Below are 11,047 nucleotides of genomic sequence, written 5' to 3'. Positions count from 1 at the left end.
AGCGCTCCAGCCGCGCCACGCTCCTGGTGCACCTGCCGCGGATGCAGGGCTGGGGTGAGCAGCCGCACGTGAAGAACGGGCCAGCGCTCGGCGGCTACGGTGCCGTGGCCATGAACGTCGCGCTCACCGCGCCGATGACGAAACTGCCACAGCAGCTGCGCAAGACACTGACCTGGGACCGCGCAAGGAACTCTCGGGCCACTCCCTGTTCGCGCTCGAGACTGGGACGCGGGTGTTCTTCGCCGACCCCCACTCGCCGTGGCAGCGCCCGACGAATGAGAACACCAACGGTCTGCTGCGGCAGTACTTCCCCAAGGGGACCGACCTGTCGCGCTGGTCCGCCGAGGACCTCGAGGCCGTCGCTCACGCCCTGAACAACCGGCCCCGCAAGATCCTTGGCTGGCGAACCCCCGCCGAGGTCTTCGAAGAGCAACTACGCTCGCTCCCACAGGCCGGTGTTGCAACGACCCCTTGAACTCGCCCAGTACACATCGGTGGCGTTCACCACCGAGCTCCTCGAGCATGGCATGGCCGGATCAATCGGCACTGTCGGCGACGCGCTCGACAACGCCCTCTGCGAGAGCACCAATCGGCTTGTTCAAGACCGAGGCCATCAACGACGGCGGAGCCGTATGGGCCGACCGTCGCGCCGTCTATCATCTCCCGGATCGTCAGCACAGCCGACGACCTCACCCCGAGCGAGCGACACATGATCGGCATCCCGAAAGGGGTCGCCCTCAACGACAAGAGAATCCGCAGTGGCGTGACCGCACTCATCGGTCGCTCGGCCGCCGGTCTGCAGATCTCGCACGACCACCCCGAAGCCGATCACGTCACCGGCGAGGTCATCGACTGCGGTCCTAGCTGTCCCCATGTGGACATCGGGCTGGACGAGATCCTCACCGACACCGTCCTGGCCAGCCTGCCGACGGAGTACCTGTCCTCACTGCCGACGACCGTCGCCGTCGACGGCACTGACATCGAGTCGCACTACCGGAGCCGTCGTCCCGGCCCAACCACGCCAGCCGGCCAGAAGTGGGACTGCGTCGACACCGAAGTCGCTTTGGGCAAACGCACACCCACCGACCGACGCCGCAACGAGTTCTACCTCGGATACGGAGCCCACATCGCCACAATCGTCCCGACCGGCACCGACCAAGAGATCCCGCTCCTGGCAGTGGGCCTTGCGCTGCGACACGGGGTCCGAGACAGGTGCCCAGCAGCACTGGCGATCATCCGCCGCCTCGGCACCGTCACCGAAGTCCTCGCTGACCGCGCCTACACCACCGTCAAGCCCGAGCACTGGGCACGGCCCCTCCGGACCATGGGTATAACCGACACGAAGGATCTGCACGAGACCCAACGAGGCGTCCGACCCGGCCACGTGCCCGACACCTTCTGGCTCGACGGTCGCCTCCACAGTGCCGCCATCCCCACCGATCTACGGGAGCTCGACCCGCCACGACCCGCCGACCCCGCCGCCACCAAAGCCCGCCGTCGCGAGGAGTTCGACCGACGCCGCAAGTACGAGTTCGTCGCGCACAAGGCACCGGACCCGGTGACCGGCGCCCAACGCTTCAAAGGCCCAGCCCTGGCGGGAAAGTGGCACACCACCCGCGAGCTCGACGACCCCTGGCGGCTGGTCCTCGACGAGGAGCCAGATGAAAGGCCGCTCGACCACTACTACCGCACGGATCGGCGAGCCCGCAGCCCCGGCACCCGTACGTAGCCGCGCTTCCTTCCACCCCTTGACCCGCTTGTGCAGCAACCTGCTGCACGATTGCCCGGCTCGGACTCTCCGACACCTCGCACGCGCTCTCGCACGAGTTCACTCACGCCTCGCAAACGCGCGAGGACCACCACGGCCGACCGCGAACAGCCCGGTCCACCCGTCCCGCGTCCCTTAAGCTGCCAACGACGACGAAGCCCCCGGCCAGATCGCTCTGACCCGGGACTTTCGGGAAGAGATGACCCCGACATTCGGGAACATTCCCAGAGTGCGCAAGGGGGGATTTGAACCCCCACGCCCGTAAGGACACTGCCACCTGAAGACAGCGCGTCTGCCGTTCCGCCACTTGCGCGTGGTCACTTCGGGACGTCACCGCACCGAAGCCGTCCAATCATGACGTATGCCGCGTGCGAACTCCAATCCGCTTCCCGCCACCAACTTGGTCGGGGCTCATCGGTCCCGCCCGTCGTGAAGCCGGGCGCGCGGCATACCTCTCGCGCAAGCGTCTGCAGTTGCGCCACCCACCCGGCCATGTCACATGCGCCAACATGTGGCGCATGTAAGTTGCCTCCCCCTGTGGCGCAACTGCAGACGCTGCGACAGGGGTTCCTGGCTGGGTCGGAAGGGCGAGTGTCCCGCGCAAGCTCATTGGGTCGGGGCGCTCGGCGTCGACTCGGGACGGATCGCGGGGGGCGTCGCCGGATCGTTGCCCGGGGTGTCGGGAAGTGGGGAGGCAGGCGGATCCGCTGGCACGGGCGGCTCGCTGCTCACAGCAGGCTCGGTGATCACGGGCTCGCTGGTCACCGGCGGCGACGGAGTCTCAGGTTCAGGAGTCGGCGTCGGGTCCGAGGCTGGCGCACCGCTGGCGCACTGCTCGGTCACGGCGGCCGAGACGAGCGCGGCAAGGTCGGTGCCGTCGACGCGCACGATGCGCCGCGTGTAGCCCGAACTGTCGGTGGTCCCCTCGCCGATCCGTTCCAGAGCGACCCTCCGACCGACAAGATCCTTCAGCACACCGTGGGCCGCGTCGAGGCGGCAGCCCTCCGAGAAGTCCGCGATGCCGATCGGGGAGATGTTGACGACGGCGCCGTCGACGAGCTTGACGTGGAGCACCAGCCGCCCACCGAGCACCGAGAGCACCTGAGCGGGCTCACTGATGACCGTCGGCTCAGGAGTCGGCGTGGGCGTGGGCGTAGGCGTGGGCGTCGGCGTAAGTGTGGGAGTGGGGGTGGGTGTCGGGACCGGCGGCACGACGACCGGAGAAGAGGCAACCGGCGGGAGGGAGGGCCGGGTCGGCACGACCGTTCGTGCGGGGGGCTGCGGCACACGCGACACCGTGGGCACGCTCGAGGAGAAGGGTTGCGGCAGCGCCGACGGACTGACGGTCGGCGTGGGAGCAGGGGTGGGCGTCGGCGACGGCTTCACCGGCGATGCAGGGGGGCTCGGCACCGCCGGGCCTTCGGCATTCGGGATCGTCTCCGGCGTCTGCATCCGATCGGTCATCACCGTGCCGAAGATCACCGCGCCGGTGACGATCACCCCGGACAACCCGAGTGTGATCGGCAGACTCTTGGCCCCGAGAGCGCTGTGCAGGGTGCCGTGCAACGCGCCGGGGCCCTGCCCCGACAACTTGCCCCACACACTCTTCACCGGCCCATGCTAGAAGGAGCCTGCCAACAGCCCCCAGCCGAAGTGGAGAGCCCAGCCGGCCGCCGTTGGGCGTCCTCTCAGGTAACGGCCCGCCCCAGCCGCCCTCGCGGCCGCAGCCGCACACCGGGCAGGTCCGGTGCCGGGATCCACCAGTGCTCGTCGCTGCGCGGCACGTAGCCCGCGACATACCCGAAGCGCCCGCCATGGGCGTTCCACTCCTCCTGCGCGGCCACAACCTCGTCATGGCTGCGGCCCACGAAGTTCCACCACATCACGACCTCCTCCTCGAAGGGCGGACCACCGAGCACGACCACGCGCGCGCCCGACTCGCCGGCCACCACCTCCAGGGGCGTATGCCGCGTGCCCACCTCCACGACGGCGAGGTCACCGACGGCGAGTTCGCGGCCGGCATACGTCACCGTGCCGGTGTCGAGAAGCACGGCGACCTCGAAGTCCTCGGGAGAATCCAGGGTCACCGAGGCGCCGGGATCGAGCACGACCTCGGCCCCCAGCAGCGGTGTGGCGGTCGCGACCGGCGAGTGCGACCCGAAGAGCGAGCCGACGAAGACCGCCGCCCGCACCCCAGCCGCCGGGGAGACCACCGGCGGCACGTGATGCTCGAAGGCTGGCGCAGCGTCGCGCGCCGCGTCCGGCAGCGCCACCCAGAGCTGCACCCCATGAAGCACCGACGTGGAGTCCGTCGACTGCTCGGAGTGGGCGATGCCGCGCCCCGCCGTCATCAGGTTGACCTCACCGGGCCGGACCACCGCCTGGGTACCGAGGGAGTCCCGGTGCTCGATCTCCCCCATGAACAGCCACGACACGGTCGCCAGGCCGCAGTGCGGATGCGGCGCGACGTCCATCCCCCCGGTCGTGGCCACCTCGTCGGGGCCGTAGTGGTCGACGAAGCACCACGCCCCGACAAAGCTGCGTTCCCGGGCCGGCAGGGTTCGCCGAACTGTCATGGCCCGCAGCCCACCCAAGGGCACCTCGCGCGGCGTCAACACCTGCACACCGGTCATGGACCAACCGTAGAACGGGGACCGCCGACATCCCACGGATCCCCGATCGGCAAAGACCCATTAAGTAGGCTGGGCCGGACCGTGGCCACCGGCACGACGCGGGCACCGACCACGGCACGACCGAAGACGAGGAGGCGAGGACCAGATGGGCTTGTTCGACCGCGTCGAGGGGAAGCTCGAGCGTGCCTACAACGGCATCTTTGCCCGCGCCTTCCGCGCCGAGGTGCAGCCGGTCGAGATCGCGAGCGCGATCCGCCGCGCCATGGACGACCGCGCCTCGCATGCCGGCCGCGGCCGCGCGATCGTCCCCAATGTCTTCACCATCGAACTCTCCGACACCGACCACGACCGCCTCACCGACGACCCCGAGGTCGCCGAGGAACTCGTCGTGGCGGCCGAGGAGCACGTCGCCTCGCAGCACTACACGGCCGGCGGCCCGATCCGCATCTCGCTGACGAACGGGGGCGACCTCGAGACCGGTGTCTTCCGGGTCCGGCCCTCGACCGCCCGCCACCCGAAGGCCGAGTCCGCACCCTCCCCCGTCCACGACCGGTATGCCGCGGCACCGGGCGACCTGGACGAGGACGACGACGACGGCCTCGAGGCACCGCCCGCGTCCGTTCCTGCGGCACGCGTCGCCGAGCCCGAGCACCGACCGGCCCCCAAGCCGGCCAAGGTGCGCGCCAGCGACCGCCCCTGCCTCATCGTCGATGGCCACCGCTACCTGCTCATGGGCGCCATCAACGTCCTGGGCCGCGACGACGACGCCGACATCATCCTCGACGACCCCGGCGTCAGCCGTCGGCACAGCGAGATCCGGGTCAGCATCGACGGGCCACACTTCGTCGCCCTGATCCGCGACCTCGGCTCGACCAATGGCACCTTCGTCAACGGCGAACGCGTCGATTCCGAGCACCTGCGTGACGGTGACCAGGTCACCATCGGCCGCACCTCGATGACCTACCGGGCCAAGCGTCCATGAGCGAACTCACCCTGACGATCCTGCGCCTCGGGCTGCTCGTGGCCCTCTGGCTCTTCGTGTTCGCGATCGTCGGGGTCCTGCGCGGCGACCTCTACGGCACCCGGGTCACCCAACGAGTCCGCCGGGGCACCGAGCCGAGCGGCCCCATCCCGGGCGCCTCACCGGCCCGCCCAGCCGCCCTCAAAGCGGGGATGCTCAGCGGGCGTCGGGGCAGCCACCCGCGCAAACTCGTCGTCACCGAGGGCCCCCTGTCCGGCACCTCCCTGCCGCTGCGGTCCCAGGGCACGCTCATCGGTCGCTCGCCGGAATGCGCGCTCGTCCTCGACGACGACTACGCCTCGGGGCGGCACGCCCGCATCTTCGAACAGGAAGGGCGCTGGCTGGTCGAGGACCTCGGCTCCACCAATGGCACCTTCGTCGACAACCGCCGGATCACCGCTCCCACCCCCCTCGAGTTGGGGACGACGCTGCGCATCGGGCGGACCGTGGTCGAGCTGGCCAGGTAGCCGATGCCGATCGCCTTCAACTATGCGGCCCGCTCCGACGTGGGCATGGTCCGGACCAACAACGAGGACAGCGGGTATGCCGGCCCGCATCTGCTCGCGATGGCCGACGGCATGGGGGGGCACGCCGGCGGCGATGTCGCCTCCTCGACGATCATCGGCGCGCTGGCCGATTTGGACGACCAGGCCTTCTCCGGCGCCGAAGCCACCGATGCCCTGCTCGCCCGAATCGCCCTGGCGAACGCCCAACTGGGGGACCGCGTCAAGGAGGATCCTTCCCTTCGCGGTATGGGCACCACGCTCATCGCCCTGCTCCGCTCCCGCGACAAGCTGGTCCTCACCCACATCGGTGACTCGCGCGCCTTTCTCGTCCGCGACGGAGTGGTCACCCAGATCACCAAGGACCACTCCTTCGTCCAGAACCTCGTCGACGAGGGCCGGATCACCGCCGAGGAGGCGCAGACCCATCCGCAGCGCTCCCTCGTCACCAAGGTCCTGACCGGCCAGCCCGACGACGAGCCCGATGTCGTTGTCCGACAGGCGATCCCGGGTGATCGCTATCTCATCGCGAGCGACGGCCTCACCGACTATGTCGCCCGCGACACCATCGACGAGGTCCTGCTCGGTGAGCGCAAACCCGTTGATGCCTGCGAGCGCCTCGTCGCGCTCGCCCTTCGCGCCGGCGCCCCCGACAACGTCACGGTGGTCATCGGCGACGTCGTCGATCTGCGGGTCGGCCCCGTCCCCACCGATGTCCCGACCGTCGTGGGGGCGGCCGCCGCCACCCGCAAGGGCACCCGACCGATCCCGGTGACCCCGGCCGAGAAGGCCGCCGCCCTCACCAAGGAGGCCACCGGCTCGGATGCGGGGAGCGAGGACGTCGAGCTCGCCGAGGAGGGCCCACCGACCCGCCGCGGCCGCACTCTGCGCATCCTCGGGGCCCTCGCGGTCGCCGTGATCGTCCTCGCCGGTGGTCTGTATGCCGGGTGGTTGTGGACCCAGTCGCAGTACTGGGTGGGCGTGGACCAGAACCGGGTCGTCCTCAACCGCGGCATCGACCAGCACCTGGGGCCGGTGTCGCTCTCACGCATCGAGCGCCGCACCGACATCGCGGCCACCGCCCTGCCCGACATCTATCGGGTGCGGCTCGCCGGTGGCGTGGAGTTCGACAACCGCGCGGACGCCGACGCCCTCCTGCGCAGCCTCGCGGTGCAGGCGCGGGCCTGCGAATGGTTCAGGGACCAGCTCCAGACCTGCAGATCGGTCACCGACGACTGGACCCAGCCGACCCCGAGCCCCTCGCCGAGCCCCTCACCCAACGACTCGGCATCCCCCGGCCCGTCGCCCTCGGCCAGCCCCACGACGAGCCCGACCACGGCCCCGATCCCGTCGACGTGACCCGATGACCGTCGTCTCCCGCTTCGCCCCACGCCGCGGCCGCAACGTCGAGTTGCTGCTCGTCGTCGCGGCGACCGCCATCGTGCTCCTCGCCTACGTCAATGTCGGGGTCAACACCCACGGCGAGGTGCCCAGCAGCCTGCTCGTCCTCGGCGGCGGCTTCCTCGGGATCGCGCTCGCCTTCCACCTGGTCCTGCGCTGGCGGGCCGCCTACGCCGACCCGATCCTGCTGCCCGTCGCCACCCTCCTCAACGGCCTCGGCCTGGTGATGATCCACCGGCTCGACATCGCCCACGGCCGATCCATCGGCGAGGGCATGGCACTGCGCCAGCTCATGTGGAGCGCGCTGGCGGTCGGGTGCGCCATCGCCGCCATCATCATCATGCGCGACCACCGGGTGCTGCGCCGCTACACCTTCACCGCCGGTCTGCTCGGATTCGTGTTGCTCCTGCTGCCCATCCTGCCGGTCATCGGCTCGGACAAGAACGGCTCCAAGATCTGGATCTCCTTGGGGCCCTTCAGTTTCCAGCCCGGCGAGATCGCCAAGATCATCCTGGCGATCTTCTTCGCCGGCTACTTCGTCCAGACCCGCGACGCCCTGTCCGTCGCGGGACGTCGCGTCCTCGGCCTCACCCTCCCGCGCGCCCGCGACCTCGGCCCGATCCTCGTCGCCTGGGTGCTCGCCATCGGAGTCCTCGTCGTCGAGCGCGACCTCGGCTCCTCGCTGCTCTTCTTCGGTCTCTTCGTCGCCCTGCTCTACATCGCGACCGAGCGGATCAGCTGGATCATCATCGGCCTGACCCTCTTCGCGGCCGGCGCCTACGCGGCATACCTGATGTTCGGGCACGTCCAGACGCGGGTGCTGCTCTGGCTCGACACCTTCAGCCAGGAGGCACTGGCCACCTCCGACCAACTCGCCAAGGGCCTCATGGGCATGGGTGCGGGCGGGATGGTCGGCACCGGCCTGGGTCGGGGCCGACCCGACATCACCTACTTCGCCGAGAGCGACTTCATCATCCCGAGCTTCGGCGAGGAACTCGGGATGGTCGGCCTCTTCGCGATCCTCGTCCTCTACGCGCTGCTCGTCGAGCGCGGTCTGCGCACCGCGATCGGTGCCCGCGACGGCTTCGGCAAGTTGCTCGCCGCCGGGCTGGCCTTCTCGGTGGCGCTGCAGTGCTTCGTCGTCGTCGGGGGCGTCACCCGGGTCATCCCGCTGACCGGCCTGACCATGCCCTTCCTCTCCCAGGGTGGCTCCTCCCTGCTCGCCAACTGGGTGATCGTCGCGATCCTGCTGCGGATCAGCGACCACGCCCGCCGACCGGTCCCCGAGAGCGGGCCCACCCCCATCGGCGAGGCGCCCACGCAGGTGGTGAAGCTGTGAACGCGCCGATCCGTCGCCTGTCGACCTTCGTCGCGTTGCTCTTCGCGACCCTGCTCGTGTCGACGACGATCATCCAGGTCTTCCTCGCCAAGGGGCTCAATGCGCGCGAGGACAACCGGCGCACCCTGCTCTCGACCTACGCCCGCGAGCGCGGGCAGATCCTCGTCGGCGACACCCCGATCGCGGTCTCGACGCCGGTGAGCGGCGAGTTCAAGTTCCTCCGCACCTACCCCGCCGGGCCGATGTATGCCGATCTCACCGGTTACTACTCCTTCTACGGCGCCGCAGGGGGACTGGAGTCGACCGAGAACGCGCTGCTCTCCGGTTCCAGCGACAAGCTCTTCTACCGCCGGGTCTCCGACCTCTTCACCGGTCGCAAGGCCAAGGGCGCCAACCTCGTGCTCACGATCAACGCCAAGGCCCAGGAAGCGGCATACGACGCCCTGGGTGACCAACGGGGCGCGGCTGTCGCGCTCAATCCCAAGACCGGCGAGATCCTGGCCATGGTCAGCAAGCCGAGCTACGACCCGAACGCGCTCGCCTCGCATGACCTGGCGGCGCTCGACACGGCATACAAGGCGCTCAACGGCGACCCGGCGCGCCCTCTTGTCAACCGCGCCATCGCCGGCAACCTCTATCCGCCCGGCTCGACCTTCAAGGTCGTGACGGCCGCGGCCGCCCTCTCCAGCGGGAGGTTCCAACCCGACAGCGTCCTGCCGGGCCCGGCCAATCTCGACCTGCCGCAGACGACCGTCGGTCTCCCGAACTCCGGTGGGCGCGCATGCGGGGCCGACGACAAGGTGTCACTGACCGATGCCCTGCGGATCTCGTGCAACACCGCCTTCGGCTGGCTCGGCATGGAGCTCGGCGGGGACGCCCTGCGTCAGCAGGCGGCGAAGTTCGGCTTCGGCGACCAGCTCGCCGTGCCGATGCGGGTCACTGCGAGCTCGGTCCCGGCCGAGCTCAACAAGCCGCAAGAGGCCCAGTCCGCCGTCGGCCAGTACGACGTGCGCGTCACGCCGCTGCAGATGGCCATGGTCGCGGCAGGCATCGCCAACAAGGGGGTCGTCATGAAGCCCTACCTCGTGCAGTCGGTGCTGGCCTCCGATCTGACGACGATCGAGTCCGGCGAGCCGAGCACCCTCTCGGAAGCGATCAGCCCCGATGTCGCCGCCGAACTCACGACGATGATGACGAGCGTCGTGGCGAGCGGCACCGGCACGGCCGCCCAGATGGACGGCATCACCGTGGCCGGCAAGACCGGCACCGCCCAGCACGCACCCGGCGCGGCGCCCCACGCCTGGTTCATCTCCTTCGCGCCGGCGGAGAACCCGACCGTCGCGGTGGCTGTCGTCGTCGAGGAGGGCGGCACGGCCGGCAACGAGGCATCCGGGGGTCGCACGGCCGCCCCGGTCGCCAAGGCCATCATGGAAGCGGTGCTCAGATGATCCTGATGATCGGAAGGCAACAATGAGCGAGCAAGCCCGTCTGCTCGGCGGACGGTACGAAGTGGGTGAGCTGGTCGGCCGCGGCGGCATGGCCGAGGTCCACCGGGGGGTCGACCTGCGCCTGAAGCGCCCGGTCGCCATCAAGATGTTGCGCAGCGACCTCGCGCGCGATGCCTCGTTCCTCACCCGCTTCCGCCGAGAGGCCCAGTCCAGCGCCGGCCTCAACCACGCCTCGATCGTCGCGGTCTACGACTCCGGCGAGGACAAGGGCGTGGACTCGCACGGCCGGCCGCACAATGTCCCCTTCATCGTCATGGAGTACGTCGAGGGCAAGACGCTGCGCGAGGTCCTCAACCAGCGGGGCAAGCTGACCAGCAACGAGGCCGCCCGGATCACCGAGGGCGTCCTGGACGCCCTGGCCTACTCGCACCGGATGGGCATCGTCCACCGCGACATCAAGCCGGCGAACGTGATGATCGGCGCGGACAATTCGGTCAAGGTGATGGACTTCGGCATCGCCCGCGCCATCGCCGACACCAACGCGACGATGACCCAGACGCAAGCCGTGATCGGCACCGCGCAATACCTCTCGCCCGAGCAGGCGCAGGGCCAGAACGTCGACGCCCGCAGCGACCTCTACTCGACCGGCTGCATGCTCTATGAGCTCCTCACCGGCCGGCCGCCCTTCCAGGGGGACAGCCCGGTCGCGATCGCCTACCAGCACGTCGGGCAACCGCCGGCGCCGCCGTCAACCGTCGAGGAGTCGGTCGGCCCCGACCTGGATGCGGTCGTCCTGCACGCGCTCAACAAGGACCGGGCCGCCCGCTACCAGAGCGCCGCCGACTTCCGTGCCGACCTGCAGGCGGTGCGGCTGGGTCGGCCGATCAGCGACGCCGCGCGCGGCACGGCTGCCGGGGCTGCGGCTGCGGGGGCG

9 protein-coding genes, 1 tRNA gene and 1 pseudogene are annotated in these 11,047 nt (G+C 69.9%); 8 read left to right on the top strand and 3 right to left on the bottom strand.

All coding sequences use genetic code 11. The annotated features are described in order from the left end of the window. Both BN10_RS13000 and BN10_RS12995 read left to right on the top strand, forming a co-directional pair. A pseudogene (locus tag BN10_RS13000) lies at positions 1–475 on the top strand (IS30 family transposase); the annotation flags it as partial. Positions 476–709: 234 nt separating this feature from the next. Then, positions 710–1,729, top strand: a complete 1,020-nt coding sequence (locus BN10_RS12995) for a hypothetical protein (RefSeq protein ID WP_010851712.1) — start codon at positions 710–712, stop codon at positions 1,727–1,729. A 269-nt stretch (positions 1,730–1,998) separates the two neighbouring features. Here the strand turns inward: BN10_RS12995 and BN10_RS12990 are convergent. The 3 genes from BN10_RS12990 to BN10_RS12975 form a co-directional block, all read right to left on the bottom strand. Then, positions 1,999–2,081, bottom strand: a tRNA-Leu gene (locus tag BN10_RS12990). Between the two features lie 293 nt (positions 2,082–2,374). Next, positions 2,375–3,379, bottom strand: a complete 1,005-nt coding sequence (locus BN10_RS17445; RefSeq protein ID WP_198014127.1) for a hypothetical protein — start codon at positions 3,377–3,379, stop codon at positions 2,375–2,377. Positions 3,380–3,456: 77 nt separating this feature from the next. Then, positions 3,457–4,401 carry a pirin family protein gene (locus BN10_RS12975; RefSeq protein ID WP_010851709.1) on the bottom strand — a complete coding sequence of 315 codons (945 nt, stop codon included), beginning with the start codon at positions 4,399–4,401 and terminating at the stop codon, positions 3,457–3,459. 145 nt (positions 4,402–4,546) lie between these two features. Here BN10_RS12975 and BN10_RS12970 point away from each other — a divergent pair, with 145 nt between their 5' ends. From BN10_RS12970 to pknB, 6 genes are all read left to right on the top strand, one after another. Beyond that, positions 4,547–5,383, top strand: a complete 837-nt coding sequence (locus BN10_RS12970) for an FhaA domain-containing protein (RefSeq protein WP_010851708.1) — start codon at positions 4,547–4,549, stop codon at positions 5,381–5,383. Then, a complete protein-coding gene (locus BN10_RS12965; protein ID WP_010851707.1) occupies positions 5,380–5,889 on the top strand; it encodes an FHA domain-containing protein FhaB/FipA in 510 nt (169 codons plus the stop codon). The genes BN10_RS12970 and BN10_RS12965 overlap by 4 nt, the downstream gene beginning before the upstream one ends. Positions 5,890–5,892: 3 nt before the next feature. Next, positions 5,893–7,284 carry a PP2C family protein-serine/threonine phosphatase gene (locus BN10_RS12960; protein WP_010851706.1) on the top strand — a complete coding sequence of 464 codons (1,392 nt, stop codon included), beginning with the start codon at positions 5,893–5,895 and terminating at the stop codon, positions 7,282–7,284. A gap of 4 nt (positions 7,285–7,288) precedes the next feature. Next, a complete protein-coding gene (locus tag BN10_RS12955) occupies positions 7,289–8,665 on the top strand; it encodes an FtsW/RodA/SpoVE family cell cycle protein (protein WP_010851705.1) in 1,377 nt (458 codons plus the stop codon). Then, positions 8,662–10,113 carry a peptidoglycan D,D-transpeptidase FtsI family protein gene (locus BN10_RS12950; RefSeq protein ID WP_010851704.1) on the top strand — a complete coding sequence of 484 codons (1,452 nt, stop codon included), beginning with the start codon at positions 8,662–8,664 and terminating at the stop codon, positions 10,111–10,113. Before BN10_RS12955 ends, BN10_RS12950 begins: the two co-directional genes overlap by 4 nt. 22 nt (positions 10,114–10,135) lie before the next feature. Continuing rightward, the coding region (pknB, locus tag BN10_RS12945; RefSeq protein ID WP_040753573.1) for a Stk1 family PASTA domain-containing Ser/Thr kinase at positions 10,136–11,047 on the top strand (912 nt) is incomplete at its 3' end.

The sequence above is a fragment of the Phycicoccus elongatus Lp2 genome, assembly GCF_000367525.1.
GTDB classification, from domain to species: domain Bacteria; phylum Actinomycetota; class Actinomycetes; order Actinomycetales; family Dermatophilaceae; genus Phycicoccus_A; species Phycicoccus_A elongatus.
The sequence above is the reverse complement of the archived record's forward strand: the minus strand, read 5'-3'. Positions and strand labels throughout refer to the sequence as shown.

Excerpts from the sequence above, each read along its gene's own strand:
- BN10_RS12965 (WP_010851707.1), top strand. The coding sequence starts at position 5,380 with ATGAGCGAACTCACCCTGACGATCCTGCGCCTCGGGCTGCTCGTGGCC.
- BN10_RS12955 (WP_010851705.1), top strand. The coding sequence starts at position 7,289 with ATGACCGTCGTCTCCCGCTTCGCCCCACGCCGCGGCCGCAACGTCGAG.
- BN10_RS12970 (WP_010851708.1), top strand. The coding sequence starts at position 4,547 with ATGGGCTTGTTCGACCGCGTCGAGGGGAAGCTCGAGCGTGCCTACAAC.
- BN10_RS12960 (WP_010851706.1), top strand. The coding sequence starts at position 5,893 with ATGCCGATCGCCTTCAACTATGCGGCCCGCTCCGACGTGGGCATGGTC.
- BN10_RS12975 (WP_010851709.1), bottom strand. The coding sequence starts at position 4,401 with ATGACCGGTGTGCAGGTGTTGACGCCGCGCGAGGTGCCCTTGGGTGGG.
- BN10_RS12995 (WP_010851712.1), top strand. The coding sequence starts at position 710 with ATGATCGGCATCCCGAAAGGGGTCGCCCTCAACGACAAGAGAATCCGC.